Source organism: Paracoccus marcusii (assembly GCF_006151785.1).
In the GTDB taxonomy this organism is placed as follows: Bacteria; Pseudomonadota; Alphaproteobacteria; order Rhodobacterales; family Rhodobacteraceae; genus Paracoccus; species Paracoccus marcusii.
Genome location: NZ_VDDD01000002.1, coordinates 70334 through 84757, shown reverse-complemented (window position 1 = coordinate 84757; position 14424 = coordinate 70334). Strand labels below are relative to the sequence as shown.

The 14424-nt window shown below is 68.9% G+C and carries 14 protein-coding genes and 1 pseudogene; 5 read left to right on the top strand and 10 right to left on the bottom strand.

The window, feature by feature from the left end:
• The 3 genes and pseudogenes from FHD68_RS00945 to FHD68_RS00935 form a co-directional block, all read right to left on the bottom strand.
• Nucleotides 1–509 (bottom strand): annotated as a pseudogene (locus tag FHD68_RS00945) (peptidoglycan -binding protein); the annotation flags it as partial.
• Nucleotides 510–513: 4 nt separating this feature from the next.
• A complete protein-coding gene (locus FHD68_RS00940) occupies nt 514–1662 on the bottom strand; it encodes a hypothetical protein (protein ID WP_045981201.1) in 1149 nt (382 codons plus the stop codon).
• Nucleotides 1663–1884: 222 nt separating this feature from the next.
• Nucleotides 1885–2430 carry a gamma-glutamylcyclotransferase gene (locus FHD68_RS00935; RefSeq protein WP_127898181.1) on the bottom strand — a complete coding sequence of 182 codons (546 nt, stop codon included), beginning with the start codon at nt 2428–2430 and terminating at the stop codon, nt 1885–1887.
• A gap of 62 nt (nt 2431–2492) precedes the next feature.
• On the opposite strand from FHD68_RS00935, the gene FHD68_RS00930 reads away from it, so the two are divergent.
• Complete coding sequence (locus FHD68_RS00930) at nt 2493–3500, top strand: DUF2125 domain-containing protein (protein ID WP_045981177.1); 1008 nt, start codon at nt 2493–2495, stop codon at nt 3498–3500.
• Here the strand turns inward: FHD68_RS00930 and FHD68_RS00925 are convergent.
• Nucleotides 3497–4423 (bottom strand): prephenate/arogenate dehydrogenase family protein, encoded by a 927-nt coding sequence (locus FHD68_RS00925; RefSeq protein ID WP_045981178.1) that lies wholly within the window; start codon nt 4421–4423, stop codon nt 3497–3499. The two genes, FHD68_RS00930 and FHD68_RS00925, sit on opposite strands and share 4 nt — an antisense overlap.
• Nucleotides 4420–5508 carry a histidinol-phosphate transaminase gene (gene hisC / locus FHD68_RS00920; protein WP_127898182.1) on the bottom strand — a complete coding sequence of 363 codons (1089 nt, stop codon included), beginning with the start codon at nt 5506–5508 and terminating at the stop codon, nt 4420–4422. The genes FHD68_RS00925 and hisC overlap by 4 nt, the downstream gene beginning before the upstream one ends.
• A gap of 81 nt (nt 5509–5589) precedes the next feature.
• Between hisC and FHD68_RS19685 the strand changes: the two genes are divergently transcribed.
• Entirely contained in the window at nt 5590–5715 is a 126-nt protein-coding gene (locus tag FHD68_RS19685; RefSeq protein WP_256370513.1) for a hypothetical protein, read from the top strand.
• A 243-nt stretch (nt 5716–5958) separates the two neighbouring features.
• On the opposite strand, the gene rpsD is transcribed toward FHD68_RS19685, so the two are convergent.
• Nucleotides 5959–6579 (bottom strand): 30S ribosomal protein S4, encoded by a 621-nt coding sequence (gene rpsD, locus FHD68_RS00915; protein ID WP_127898183.1) that lies wholly within the window; start codon nt 6577–6579, stop codon nt 5959–5961.
• A gap of 153 nt (nt 6580–6732) precedes the next feature.
• Entirely contained in the window at nt 6733–7857 is a 1125-nt protein-coding gene (locus FHD68_RS00910) for an ROK family transcriptional regulator (protein WP_164871407.1), read from the bottom strand.
• 125 nt (nt 7858–7982) lie between these two features.
• On the opposite strand from FHD68_RS00910, the gene FHD68_RS00905 reads away from it, so the two are divergent.
• The 3 genes from FHD68_RS00905 (at nt 7983) to FHD68_RS00895 (ending at nt 10904) form a co-directional block, all read left to right on the top strand.
• Entirely contained in the window at nt 7983–9005 is a 1023-nt protein-coding gene (locus FHD68_RS00905) for a sugar ABC transporter substrate-binding protein (RefSeq protein WP_371706132.1), read from the top strand.
• A 73-nt stretch (nt 9006–9078) separates the two neighbouring features.
• A complete protein-coding gene (locus FHD68_RS00900) occupies nt 9079–10134 on the top strand; it encodes an ABC transporter permease (protein WP_045999488.1) in 1056 nt (351 codons plus the stop codon).
• Complete coding sequence (locus FHD68_RS00895) at nt 10131–10904, top strand: ATP-binding cassette domain-containing protein (RefSeq protein WP_045981184.1); 774 nt, start codon at nt 10131–10133, stop codon at nt 10902–10904. The genes FHD68_RS00900 and FHD68_RS00895 overlap by 4 nt, the downstream gene beginning before the upstream one ends.
• Before the next feature lie 95 nt (nt 10905–10999).
• Here the strand turns inward: FHD68_RS00895 and FHD68_RS00890 are convergent, their stop codons facing one another.
• The 3 genes from FHD68_RS00890 to FHD68_RS00880 form a co-directional block, all read right to left on the bottom strand.
• On the bottom strand, nt 11000–12220 hold the full coding sequence (locus FHD68_RS00890) for a multidrug effflux MFS transporter (RefSeq protein WP_244297727.1): 1221 nt from the start codon (nt 12218–12220) through the stop codon (nt 11000–11002).
• Nucleotides 12221–12281: 61 nt separating this feature from the next.
• A complete protein-coding gene (locus FHD68_RS00885) occupies nt 12282–12905 on the bottom strand; it encodes a DsbA family oxidoreductase (RefSeq protein WP_127898186.1) in 624 nt (207 codons plus the stop codon).
• Nucleotides 12902–14365 carry a class I adenylate-forming enzyme family protein gene (locus FHD68_RS00880; RefSeq protein ID WP_127898187.1) on the bottom strand — a complete coding sequence of 488 codons (1464 nt, stop codon included), beginning with the start codon at nt 14363–14365 and terminating at the stop codon, nt 12902–12904. Before FHD68_RS00880 ends, FHD68_RS00885 begins: the two co-directional genes overlap by 4 nt.
• Nucleotides 14366–14424: the final 59 nt, after the last annotated feature.

Genomic DNA, 14424 nt, shown 5'->3' with positions numbered 1-14424 from the left:
GTCTCCAGCCGCGCCTGGCCCTGCGCGCGTTCGGCCAGTAGGGCCGCGACCTCGGCCTCGAAGTCGGTCAGGCGGGTGCGCGCCTCGGCCAGCTGGGTCTCTCCGGTGGCCAGCTGGCTGGACAGGCGGGCGATGCGGGCGGCACGGTCGCGGGCCTCCGCCTCGGCGCGGGCGGCACGCTCGGCCTCGGTCTCCAGGGACCGGGTCAGGTCGGCCTCGCGATCCTGAGAGGCGTTCAGCGCCTGGCCCAGGGACGCGACCTGCGCGCCCAGTTCGTTCAGCTGGCGTTCCTGGCGCGAGATGACCTGACCCTGATCGGTGATCGTCTCGTCCTGGGTGCTGATCGTGTCGTCCTGGGTGGTGATCTGTTCGCGCAGCACCCCCTGGACCACGGTAAAGATCGTCAGCACGAACATCAGCACCAGAAGCAGCGCCGTCATCGCGTCGACGAAGCCCGGCCAGATCGTGGACGAGAAACGCTGCGCCGAGGATCCGCGGGACAGGCGCATCGGTCTAGCCCTCGCCGCGGGCGGGGTCGCGGCCCAGCAGGTCGTCGCGGAACGGATCGCCGAAGCGTGCGGCGCGGACCGCGCGTGTCAGCACCAGGATGTCGGCGCGCAGATCGGCCACCGCCTCGTTCCGGCCATTGGTCAGTTCGGTGGTCAGGCGGTCCAGCGCGGCCTCCAGCCGCGTCAGGTCGGGGGCGGGCGGCTGGTGATCGGCCAGCCGCGTCAGGGCCTGGGTCAGGCGTTCGGACTGGCCATCGGGCGCGTCGCGGTCGGCCTGCGCCTGCTGGACCAGCGCGTCGATCGCCTGTGCCATGACCACGACGCGTTCGTCGGCCATCAGCGCGGCCTCGTCCCGCATGGCGTCGCGTTCGGCGTGATAGGCCTGCAGGCGGTCCATCTGCCCCGCCATCTGGTCCAGGAACCCGGCCAGCGCGGCCTGATCGACACCGTCCCCGTCACCCGAGGCGATGCTGATCCGGGTAAAGCCCGACATCCACTCCTCCAGTTCGCGATAGAACCGGTTCTGGCCGTGCGTCACGAACAGCTCCAGAAGGCCCACCACAAGCGACCCCGCCAGACCCAGCAACGAGGAGGAGAATGCCGTAGCCATCCCACCCAGCTGCGATTCAAGGCCCGTCATCAGGTTCTGGAACAGGTCCAGCCCCGACTGTCCGTTTTCAGGCGACAGTGCCCGGATAGTCGCCACGACCGCCGGGATGGTTGTCGCAAGACCGTAGAATGTTCCCAGAAGCCCCAGAAAGATCAGCAGATTTGCCAGATATCGGGTGATGTCGCGCGCCTCGTCGATGCGCGTCGCGACCGAATCCAAGATCGAGCTTGCGGCGCTGGCGCTGATCGCCTCTCCTCCGGGCCCGCGCGATCCCAGCAGGGCCGCCAGGGGGGCCAGCAGGCGTGGGGCCTCGTCCTGGGTGGTGCCGTTGCGGTCGGTGTCGCGGCGCCGGGCGGCGAACCGTTCGATCCAGCTGACCGACCGGGTCAGCTGCCCCACCTGCCAGAAGCAGGCCAGCACGCCTAGGGCAAAGACCGTCAGGATCAGTCCGTTCAGCCAGCGGTTCGCGTCGAAGATGGACAGGATCCGTCCATAGGCGAACCAGCCCCCCGCCAGGACCAGCCCCAGCACGATCAGCATCATCAGGATCTGCCGCACCGGTTGGGAAAAGCGCGGCGCGCCCGCCGCCCCGATCAGTGCCTTGTCCCGCGTGGCCGAGATGCGCCGGTTCGTCAGGGTCAGCCGCGAGGGCGCCCTGGGGTCGCCATGTGTCGGATCGCTCACCGGTAAATCCCCGTCCCATCGATGCTTTTGCTCGACTGTAGGACGGGGCGCCTCACTTGCCAAGCATTCCGACGGCGCGGGTCAGCCTGGCGGCGGCAACAGCGCCCGGACGGCATCGGACAGCGCGTCCAGATGGTCGTCGGGCATGCCGATCTGCGCCAGATGGGCGGCGGTGTTGAACAGGTATTCGGCGTTCGGGCCGCGCCCGCCATGCGCCTGCGCGATGATGCGGGCCTGTTCGTCGGCGGGCAGGCCGCCGGCATATTGCCAGTGGTCGCGCCGCATCACATAGGCCAGCGCCTGCACCCGCCGACCGTCCTGCAGATCGACAGGCAGGATCGCCTCGCGATAGGCGTCGGTCACCAGTTCGCGCGCACGCAGGTCGGCCAGGACGCGGTCATGATCGCGGGGGCGGATGCGCAGGGCCACGCCCTGGCAGCTGGCGCCATCCTGCGGATCAAGGCCCAGCACCAGGCCGGGCACGGCCTCGGTCCCGCGATGCTGGATCGACCGCAGGCAGAAGCTGCGGGCGTATCCGGCCAGGCGCGCATGCACGGCCTCGGCCGGATCGAAACCGGGGTTCCAGATCAGCGAGCCATAGCCGAAGACCCAATCGATGCGTTTCATTGTCCGTCCTTTCGGGGCACAAGGTAGGGCAGGACGGGGCGGGAAAAAAGGGCAGGGCGGGGATGCGCGGGATGGTGATCGGGACGGGACTGGTGCTGGCGCTGCTGGCGGGCGGCTGGCTGGGCGCCGAGACGCTGGCCAGCAACCGCGTGGCCGCACTGATCGCGCAGGACCCGGCGCTGCAGGCCGCATCGGTTTCGCCCCTGCGCGATCCGCGCCGGATCGGCGTCGCGCTGTCCGAACCGTCCTGGTCGGACCCGGCGCTTTCCATCAGCCTGCCCTGGGCGCGCCTGTTCCTGTCGCCGTCGTCGCCGCTGACCGCGCAGCTGGACCTGCCCGACGGTGCGGCGGTGACCCAAGGCGGGCAGGTGATGCAGCTGGGTCTGTCGGCGCCCGTGGCCAGCATGGCCCTGTCACCCCTGAACGGCATGGCGCCCAACCGGCTGGACGTGCAGGCCCGCGACCTGACGCTGGACGGCCAGCCCCTGGCGCAGGGCCTGTCGCTGCAGGCGCGGCTGGCGGGGCTGGGATCGGATGCGCCGCGTCCCGCGCGGGCGGCCTATGACCTCGATCTGGGGCTGACCGACCTGCAGGTCGGTGGACTGGCGCAGCTGGGGCTGGACCCCGGTCCGATCCCCGGACCGCTGTCGGTCTCGGGGCCGCTGCGGATCTGGCTGGACGGCACGCCCACGGTCACCGACGACGCCGCGCCGCAGATCGTCGGCTGGCAGACCGCCGGGCTGGACCTGCGCGCCGACACGATCGGCCTGCGCATCGTGGGGCGCCTGTCGCGCGACGACCAGGGCTTGGCCGAAGGGCAGGTGGCGCTGTATTCCGCAGACGCGGATGCGATGATCGGGATGGCCACCGGGCTGGGGCTGATCCCGGCGCAGGCCGCGATGCTGCTGCGGGCAGGCCTGTCGCAGCTGTCGCAGGCGGATCTGGACGACACGCTGCCCGGCCCCGACTTTCCCGCAGCGGCCGAGGGCGAGCTGCGCGTGGCCGTCATCATGCGCGATGGCCAGCTGATCCTGGGCGGTGTGCCGATCGGCCCCGCCCCGGCGATCTAGCCCGCGGGTCGGGCGCCGGGGGTGCGGCCGAAATCGGGCGCCTCGGTGTCCTGTCCGGCCTCGATGATGCCGCGGCGGATCGCCCGCGTGCGGGTGAAGTAGTCGTGCAGCTGCTGGCCGTCGCCCATGCGGATCGCGCGCTGCAGGACGAACAGCTCCTCGGTGAAGCGGCCCAGGATGTCCAGCGTCGCCTCCTTGTTGTGCAGGAACACGTCGCGCCACATCGTCGGGTCGCTGGCCGCGATCCGGGTGAAGTCGCGGAAACCGGCGGCGGAATACTGGATCACCTCCTCGCCCGAGACGCGGCGCAGGTGGTCGGCCACCCCCACCATCGTATAGGCGATCAGGTGCGGCGCATGGCTGGTCACGGCCAGGACCAGGTCGTGATGGGGGGCGTCCATCCGGTCGGTCTTGGCGCCCATCGCGGTGATCAGCCGGTCCAGCCGCGCAAGCGCCTCCGGGTCGGTGTCGGGCAGCGGCGTCAGCAGCCACCAGCGGTTGCGGAACAGGCTGGCAAAGCCCGCGCGGGGCCCTGAATGTTCAGTGCCGGCCAGCGGATGGCCGGGGATGAAATGCACGCCCGCGGGCAGGCAGGGGGCGACCGCGTCGATGACCGACTGCTTGACCGAACCGACATCGGTGATCGTGGCACCGGGGGCCAGATGGGGCGCGATCTCGGCCATGACCTCGGCCATGGCGCCGACGGGGACGGCCAGCACCACCAGATCGGCGCCGGCCACCGCCAGGGCGGCGGTGTCGCAGACCTCGCACAGGCCGATCTCGCGTGCGGTGTCGCGCGTCGCCTGGCTGCGGGCATAGCCGGTGACGCGGCCCGCCAGCCCGCCATCACGAATGGCATGGGCCATCGATCCCGCGATCAGGCCCAGCCCGATCAGCGCCACCTTGTCATAGACCTGCGTCATTGCGCGCGCCCCTGCATGAAGTTGCCCAGGCAGTCCAGCACCCGCGTCACGGCCGCCTCGTCGCCCACGGTGATGCGCAGCGCGTCGGGCAGGCCGTATCCGCCCACGCGCCGCACCAGGATGCCTTCGGCGCGCAGCGCCGCATCGGCCGCGGTCGCGGTCTGGGGGCTGTCAAAGCGGGCCAGCACGAAATTGGCAAAGCTTTCGTCGCAGCCGATGCCCATCTGGATCAGCGATTGCCGCATCCGGTCGCGCATCCGCGCGTTCAGCGCGATGCAGCGGTCGGTGAAGTCGCGGTCCAGGACGGCGGCACGTGCGGCCTCCATCTGGGCGTTGGACAGGTTGAAGGGCTGGCGGATGCGGTTCAGCACGTCGATCACCTCGCGCGCGGCGTAGCCCCATCCGATGCGCAGCCCGCCCAGGCCATAGGCCTTGGAGAAGGTCCGCGTCATGATCACGTTCGGATGCCGGTCGACCAGCGACGCGCCGCCGTCGAACCCGTCGGCGAATTCCGTATAGGCGCCGTCATGGACGAACAGCACCTGCGGCGGCAGGCCATCCACCAGGCGCTGCAACTCGTCCGCGCCCAGCATCGTGCCGGTCGGATTGGCCGGGTTCGCGATGAAGACGACGCGTGTGCGCTCGGTCACCGCGGCCATGATCGCGTCCACATCGACCCGGCGCGTGTCCTCCGGCACGGTCACCGGGATCGCGCCGACCATGCGTGCCAGGATGGGATACATCGAAAAGCCGTGCTCGGTCGTGATGACCTCGTCGTCCGGACCGGCAAAGGCCTGAACCACGAACTGCAGCACCTCGTCCGAGCCCACGCCGCAGATAATGCGGTCCGGATCCAGCCCGTGCACCTGCCCGATGGCCGCGCGCAGCCCCGCGTGATCGGTGGCCGGATAGCGGTGCAGATCGCCCGCCGCGCGGCGGAAGGCCTCCTGCGCCGCGGGGCTGGGACCAAGCGGGTTTTCGTTCGACGACAGCTTGAGCACGTCGTCGCGGCCCGCCAGCGTGCTTTCGCCGCTGACGTAAAGTGCGATATCCATGATGCCGGGCTGCACGGGGGTCTGGGTCATGGGGGTCCATCCTTGTGTCCGGCCCCGTTTAGTGCCGTGCCGATGCCAAGGAAAGCCCCCAAACCGTCGCGTGCCGCATGCTTGGGCAAGGACGAAATCCGCTGCGTTGATCGGCGGGACGTCGACATGGCGCAGCACGATGCCATCGCCGCCACAGCGGATGACCGTGTTCCGATCAATGATGCGCAGATCCGCAATCCGACTTGACCCGATGGCCGCTGGGATGCGCGATCCAAGCCCTGTTTCCGATCAAGCGGCCAGAACCGGGATTGGTCGGGTCGGTCAGTTCAAAGGGTCCGCGCTGGATGGGGGCGATAACGGCAGTCCGAAGGGGACGAATGCCGCCCCGCCAGCCGATCCTGATCGAAGGGCGATTGGGAAAATGGGCGCGGTGCCATGCAAAAGGCCGCATCCGAAGATGCGGCCCAAAGACGGTCGATCTGGCGAAGATCAGTTCTTCGCGTAGAATTCGACGACCAGGTTCGGTTCCATCTGCACGGCATAGGGGATGTCGCCCAGGGCCGGGGTGCGCACGAAGGTGGCGGTCATCTTGTTGTGGTCGACTTCCAGATAGTCCGGAACGTCACGCTCGGTCAGGGCGACGGCTTCCAGCACGATGGCCAGCTGACGCGAACGCTCGCGGATCGAGATGACATCGCCTTCCTTGACGCGGTAGGAGGCGATGTTCACGCGCTGACCGTTGACCTGGATGTGGCCGTGGTTCACGAACTGGCGGGCGGCCCAGATGGTCGCCACGAACTTGGAGCGGTAGACGACGGCGTCCAGGCGACGCTCCAGCAGGCCGACCAGGTTCTCGCCGGTGTCGCCGCGGATCCGCTCAGCTTCGCCATAGATGCGGCGGAACTGCTTTTCGGTCAGGTCGCCGTAGTAGCCCTTGAGCTTCTGCTTGGCGCGCAGCTGGGTGCCGAAGTCCGACAACTTGTTCTTGCGGCGCTGGCCGTGCTGGCCGGGGCCGTATTCGCGACGGTTGACGGGCGACTTGGCGCGGCCCCAGATGTTCTCGCCCATGCGGCGATCGAGTTTGTACTTGGCAGACGTGCGTTTGGTCACGGCTGATCTCCTTCAACAGGTTGCGAAGGGCGTTGTCCTTTGGCCCAGGGGTCTTGCGATCCGGGGCCTGACAGGGTTCCCCTTGCGGGGTCCACCAACACCAACGAAGCGTGCCGTATAGACGCGCAGGCCCCGGTGTCAACCGCAATCGCCCTAGTCCAGCGCCCCGTCCGGCTGAAAGAAATGCGCCAGCGGCAGCCCCGCGGCCCCCAGGATGCGCGCGCTGCGGCCAAGCGATCCCTCGATCACCTGCGGACGGTCGATGCCGGCGGTCGGCATCCCCTCCAGCGCCGTGCGGGTCCCCTGGGCCAGCCGCGCGCGCGTCGCAGGCGGCACCGCCCCGTCGATCACCACCAGCGGCAGATCGACCAGAGCCACCGCCGACAGTGCGACGAAGGCCAGCGCCCGGCCCGCCTGGTCGGCCCATTCGGCCTCGATCTCGGCGGGAACGTCCCAGCCCGAATCGTCGGGCGGCAGGGACCGTCCGATCAGGGCCTCCAACGCCGAGACCGAGGCCTTTTCCAACAGCTGGCCGCCCTGTGCGCCCACGACCGGGATGGGCATCGACCCCAGGGCGCCCGCGTTGCGGGTCGGGCCGTGGCGCAGCGCGCCGTCCAGCACGATGCCGCCGCCCGCGAAATGGGCGATGTAGATGTGGATGAAGTCCCGCGGCAGGTCGGTCTTGCCGAAGATCAGTTCTGCCCCGCAGGCGGTGGTGGCGTCGTTTTCCACGAAGATCGGGACGGGCAGGCTGCGCGACAGTTCGGCCTGCAGGTCGTGGTCCAGCCAGTCGGCCATCTCCTGGCCCCAATCCCACAGCCGATAGGGGGTCGCGACACCCAGTCCCATCAGACGTGCGCGCTGGCCGGGGTCCAGCGATGCGGTCATCGTGTCCAGCCCCTGACGCGCGAATGCCAGCACGCGGTCGGGGGTGGGGTGGGCATAGACCTCCTGGCGGTGCATGCGCACGCGGCCCGCGAAATCGACCAGCGCCAGTTCGACCAGCCGGCGCCCGATCTTGAGCCCCAGAAACCACGCCCCGTCCGGGGCCAGCGCCAGCGGGGTCGAGGGTTGGCCGACCTTGCCCCGCACCACCGCACCGGCGTCCAGATAGCCCGCCATCATCAGCTTGCGCGTCAGGTTGGTGATGGACTGTGCCGACAGCCCCGTCAGCTGCGCCAGCGCCGCGCGCGGCATCGGTCCCCGCCGTCGGATCAGCGACAGGATCAGCCGTTCGTTCCGGCTGAGCGCGCCGGGGCCGTCACGATCTAGGGGCATGGGTTCCGTCCTCCTGAATCGCATTAATCAACATGATTGATTTATTGACAAGCGCAATCTTCTGGTGCTTTGTAACGTCAAGACGGCCGAGGAACCGTCGTGCTGGAGGAGTTAGTCAAGTGACCATCAAAACCGTTATCCGCGCATCCGTCGCGGTGTCCACGCTTGCCCTGTCGGCAGGCTTTGCCCAAGCGCAAGAGGCCACCAAGGCCTGCCTGATCACCAAGACGGACATCAACCCGTTCTTCGTGAAGATGAAGGAAGGCGCCACCGCCAAGGCCGCGGAGCTGGGCATCGAGCTGATGACCTTTGCCGGCAAGATCGACGGCGACCACGAGACCCAGCAGCAGGCTGTCGAAAGCTGCATCGCGGCGGGCGTCAAGGGCATCCTGATCACCGCGTCCGACACCAAGGCCATTACCGAATCGCTGGGCCAGGCCCGCGAGGCGGGGATCCTGGTCATCGCGCTGGACACGCCGCTGGACCCGATCGATGCGGCCGACGCGACCTTTGCCACCGACAACCGCGAGGCGGGCCGTCTGATCGGCGCCTGGGCCGCGGGCCAGATGGGCGATGCTGCGGCGGATGCCAAGATCGCCATGCTGGACCTGTCGGCCAGCGCGCCGTCGGTGGACGTGCTGCGCGATCAGGGCTTCATGGCGGGCTTTGGCATCGACGTGAAGGACGAGAACGTCATCGGTGACGAGGACGACGCCCGCATCGTCGGCCACGAGGTCACCTCGGGCAACGAGGAAGGCGGCCAGCAGGCCATGGAGGCGCTGATGCAGCGCGATCCGGCGATCAACCTGGTCTACACGATCAACGAACCGGCCGCGGCCGGCGCCTACGAGGCGCTGAAGTCCTTTGGCATGGAAGAGAACGCCCTGATCGTGTCGATCGACGGAGGGTGCCCCGGCGTCCAGAACGTCGAGGCGGGCGTGATCGGCGCCACCGCCCAGCAGTATCCGCTGCTGATGGCGTCGATGGGCATCGAGGCCATCGCGGCCTTTGCCGCCGACGGCACCAAGCCGGAAACCAGCGAGGGGTTGGATTTCACCAACACCGGCGTCAACCTGGTCACGGACAAGCCGGTCGAGGGCGTGCCGTCGATCAGCGTGGCCGAAGGCCTGGAGCAGTGCTGGGGCTGATGCCCCCCGCCGCATGACGTCGCGACGGCGGGTTGGCCGCCGTCGCCTTCCGTGACACGCCACGAGGTCCCCGATGTCCGACACCCCCGATCCCGTGGTCGAGCGCGTTGCCGGTGAGAAGGTCGCGCAGTTCGACCATCGTCACCGCAGCACGCTGGACCGGGTGCAGCATTTCCTGCACCAGTATCCCACCATGGTTCCGGTCATCGTGCTGGTCCTGTCGCTGATCGCCTTCGGGCTGATCTCTCCCAACTTCTTCTCGGCGTTCAACCTGTCGCTGATCCTGCAGCAGGTGGCCGTCGTGGGCACGCTGGCGGCGGCGCAGTCGCTGGTCATCCTGACCGCGGGCATCGACCTGTCGGTCGGCGCGGTCATGGTGCTGATCTCGGTCGTGATGGGGCAGCTGGCGGTCAACTTCGGCATCCCGGTGCCGATCGCCATCCTGGTCGGCCTGGCCTGCGGGGCGGGAACCGGCGCGCTGAACGGTTTCCTGGTCACGCGGCTGAAGCTGCCGCCCTTCATCACCACGCTTGGGACCTGGAACGTGTTCCTGGCGCTGAACTACTACCTGTCGGGTCGAGAGACGATCCGCAGCCAGACCCTGGACATGGACGCGCCGCTGCTGAAGTTCTTCGGCACCCGGTTCAACTTGGGCGGCGCCGTGCTGACCTATGGCGTGGTGCTGATGCTGGTCGTGTTCGCGGTGCTGTTCTATGCGCTGTACTATACCGCCTGGGGGCGGCGGGTCTATGCGGTCGGCGACGATCCGGAATCGGCCGCGCTGGCCGGCATCCAGACCAAGCGCGTGCTGCTGTCGGTCTATGTCGTGGCGGGCCTGATCTGCGGCCTGGCGGCATGGTCGTCTATCGGTCGCGTGGGGTCGATCAGCCCGACGTCGTTCTTTGAGGCGAACCTGGAATCGATCACGGCCGTGGTCATCGGGGGCATCTCGCTGTTCGGGGGGCGCGGGTCGATCGTGGGGCCGCTGATCGGGGCGCTGATCGTGGGCGTGTTCAACTCGGGCCTGCGACTGGCGGGTGTGGACGTGCTGTGGCAGCTGTTTGCGACCGGCTGGCTGATCATCTTCGCCGTCGCCATCGACCAATGGATCAGAAAGGTGTCGTCATGACCGAGCCGCTGCTTACCGCCCGCAACCTGGTCAAGCGCTATGGCCGCGTGACTGCCATGGATCATGCCGACTTCGACCTGTATCCCGGCGAGATCCTGGCCGTGATCGGCGACAACGGCGCCGGCAAGTCCAGCCTGATCAAGGCCATCTCGGGCGCGGTCAAGCCCGACGAGGGCGAGATCCGGCTGAACGGCCAGGTGGTCAGCTTTGACAGCCCGCTGGATGCCCGCAAGATGGGGATCGAGACGGTCTATCAGACGCTGGCCCTGTCGCCCGCGCTGTCGATCTCGGACAACATGTTCATGGGGCGCGAGATCCGCAAGAAGGGCATCATGGGCCAGTGGTTCGGGATGCTGGACAAGCAGGCGATGGACGATTTCGCCCGCGCCAAGCTGTCCGAACTGGGCCTGATGACGATCCAGAACATCGCCCAGCCCGTCGAGACCCTGTCCGGCGGTCAGCGCCAGGGCGTCGCCGTGGCGCGGGCGGCGGCCTTCGGCAGCCGGGTGATCATCCTGGACGAGCCGACCGCCGCCCTTGGCGTCAAGGAAAGCCGCCGGGTGCTGGACCTGATCCAGGACGTGCGGTCGCGGGGCATCCCGATCGTGCTGATCAGCCACAACATGCCGCACGTGTTCGAGGTGGCGGACCGCGTCCACATCCATCGCCTGGGCAAGCGGCTGTGCGTGATCGACCCCAAGCAACATTCGATGTCGGATGCCGTGGCCTACATGACCGGCGCGCGTGCACCCGAAGGGGTTGCCGCCTGAGCCTTGCGTCCCGCGGCGGCCGGGGGGCCAGCCCCCCGGACCCCCCGTGGCCGGTTCCATGACGAACGGGCGGGACCGCAAGGCCCCGCCCGTCTTCAGTCGTTCAGACGCCGCATCAGCGCCCAGGCCAGGCCCGAGCAGATCAGCGTCGCCGTGATCGCCGGGATCGCGGTGCCGTTGTAGAGCAGTCCAACCGGGGCTGCGATCAGCACCGCCGCCAGCGTCGAGATCGCCGCGACGATGGATGCGGCCATGCCCGCGATATGGCCCATGCGCTCCAGCGCCAGCGCGTTTAGGTTGCCGAAGGTCACCCCGGCCATGAAGAACACGCTGACCGCCCAGAAGAAGAAGACCGGGAATTCCAATCCCTGCGGCAGCACGCCGGACAGGATCAGCGTCAGCGCCAGTCCCGACACGATGGTCTGCATCACATAGGCCCATTTCGCGATCCGCCGCATGCCAAAGCGCATCACGAAGGTAGCGTTCAGCACCGTTCCCGACCCCGACAGCAGCGCCATGGCGGCGAACCACAGGTGGAAGTTCTCTCCCTTGCCGTAGGTTTCGCCGAAAAGCTGCTGGGCCGAGGACAGCAGGCCGAACATCTGCCCAAAGCCGAGCGTCAGGATCAGCGTCGCCAGCATCACCTGGCGGTCGGACAGGACCTCGCGCGCAGCGGCATAGAGGGTGCCGATGCGCAGGGGACGGCGGGCGGCGGGGGGCAGCGTCTCCGCCTGGCGGATGTTCAGCCACAACGCACCGATAAGCGCGAAGGCGATGAATGCCAGGAACACCCCGTGCCAGTCCGAGATCGCGATGATCCCCGCACCAAGCGTCGGCGCCACGGCCGGGATCATGATGAAGATCATCATGACGAAGCTGCTGATCCGGGCCATCTCGCGCCCTTCGTAGAGGTCGCGGACCAGGGCCAGACCCACGATGCGCGGACCGGCGGCGCCGAGGCCCTGCACGAAACGCGCGACCAGCAGCAACTCTAGCGAATCGGCATAGATCGCGGCGATGGTCGCGGCGATGTAGATGCCAAAGCCGATGGTGATCGTGCGCTTGCGGCCAAGCGCGTCGGACAGCGGGCCCGCGAACAGCGTGCCAAGCCCCATCCCGGCCACGAAGGTGGTCAGGATCAGCTGGGCGCGGTTCACGTTGTCGGGCGTCAGGTCCGCCGCGATGTCAGGCAATGCGGGCAGCATCGCGTCGATGGAAAAGGCGATGGTGGCGAACAGGAATGCCAGCATCGCGATGAATTCGGGCAGGGGCAGGCGTTGCTGCTGCGCAAGCCCGGGGTGGGAAACGTCTGTCATGGGGTCACCGGTTGGGTCAGACCCTCAGATAGGCCCATCTTGCAGAGTCTGCAAGTTGACCCTAACGGGATGCTGCCATGATCTCGTCGATGACGCTCTGCCACAGGTCCGCGGGCTGGGCGCCGCTGACCGCATGGGCATCCGCGACGATGAAGGTCGGGACCGACGAGATCCCGCGCTGTCGGGCATGCGATTCGCGACGGGCGACCTCGTCGCGGTCGGCGTCGCTGGCCAGCAAGCGCGCGGTCAGGGCAGGGTCCATGCCGGCCGCCCCGGCGATCGCCGACAGGACGGACGCATCACCGATGTCCTGGGCATCCTGCCAATGCGCCCGCAGCAGGCCGGACATCACCCGGCCTTGTGCACCTTCCAGCCCGGCCCAGTGCATCAGGCGATGCGCATCGGTCGTGTCGGGTTCGCGCGGCGAGGGGTTCAGCGTCAGGCCGAGGGCCGCGGCGCGTTCCGCCAGCGCGCGCGTGGCGGCATCGACCTGATCGCCCAGCTTGGCCCGAAGATAGGCCACGCGGTCCATCCCTTCGGGCGGCATGGCAGGGTTCAGGCGGAACGGGTGCCAGGTGATCGCGAAGGGATGATCGGGGCGGCTTTCCAGGGCGTGGTCCAGTTCGACCTTGCCGATCAGGCACCAGGGGCAGACGGGATCGGCGAAGATGTCCAGGCGGGTCATGGTCGGTCCTTGCGATGCGCCTCGCGCAGGGCGCGGCGGTTGATCTTGCCGGTGGGCGTGCGCGGCAGCGCGTCCAGCGGGATCCACGCGCGGGGCTGCTTGTAGCGGGCAAGGCCGGCCGCGGCCAGAGCCTGCATCTGGGCGGGCGTCGCGGCACCGGTCCAGAAGGCCGCGATGATGCTGACCCCCGGCGCGGTGGGCAGTTCCGCTACCGCCACGTCGCCCGCATGGGGATGGCTGGCCAGATGATCCTCGATCTCGGGCGGGGCGACGCGAAAGCCGCCGGCATTCATGATGTCGTCGGCCCGTCCCAGCAGCGTGATCGCGCCGCGATCATCGGCCTGCGCCATGTCGCCGGTCACGAACCAGTCGCCACGAAAGCAGGCGCGTGTCGCATCGGGATCGTCCAGATAGCCCAGGAACAGCCCCGGATCGTCGCGCCGGACCGCCAGCGCGCCCGGCTGTCCCGGTGGCAGGGGGCCATCGTCGCCCAGGATCGCGAGATGTCGGCCGGGCTGCGGAAAGCCCGCCGTGCCGTGGGGCGCGGGCCGGGACGGGCTGCCCGAAAGGAAGGTCGAGATTTCGGAGGCGCCCATCGCCTCGTGCAGGTCGGTGCCGGTGCGGGCGGTCCAGGCGGTGCGCAGGCCGGGGTCCAACCGCTCTCCGGCGGCCAGGGCGTGGCGGAGGGTGGCCATCGGGGGCCAGTCCGCGCGCAGCATCCGGCGAAAGACACCGGGCGCCCCGGCCAGGATCGTCGCGCCGTGACGCGCGGCCAGCAGGGGGATGCGTTCGATCGGGGTGCCGTCGGCGGGAATCAATGCCGTCGCCCCCAGGGTCCACGGGTCCAGCAGCCCGGTGCCAAGGGTGAATGTCCAGTTGAACGCCCCGGCATGCAGCAGGCGATCGTCGGCGCGCAGCCCGTACCAGCCCGCCATCATCGCCTGCCGCGCCAGGATCGCGCGATGCGCGTGCATGACGGCCCGGGGCTGGCCCGAACTGCCCGAGGTGAAGACGATATAGGCCAGCCGATCCGCGGACCCTTGGGCGAAATCGGCCGGGGGAAGCGTGGCAAAGCCGTCAAGGTCGCCCTCGGTCAGGACGGGGGCGGGATGGTCGGGCAGGGGCACGCCCGCGCCGGCCACGATCATCGCGGGTGCGATGCGGGCAGCGATGCGCGTGATCTCGGCCCCGGTCAGCTGGGCCGAGGTCGGCACCGGGATCACCCCCGCAGCGATGGCCCCAAGATAGGCGATGGGAAAGGCCGGGCGGTTCGCCAGACGCATCAGCAGCCGGTCGCCCGGGCGCAGGCCCGCGCGCGTCAGGCCCGTGGCCGTGCCCAGCACCGCGCGGCGCAGATCGCCATGGGTCCAGACCTGCGCGTCGTCCGCGCCCATGACGACCAGGGCCTGGTGGTCCGGGACAGCCTGCCCCGCCCGCAGCACATGTTCGGCCAGGTTCATTCCTGCGTCCTGCCTGTCGCCCAATAAAAAACGGCCCGCGCGAACGGGCCGTCCGGATC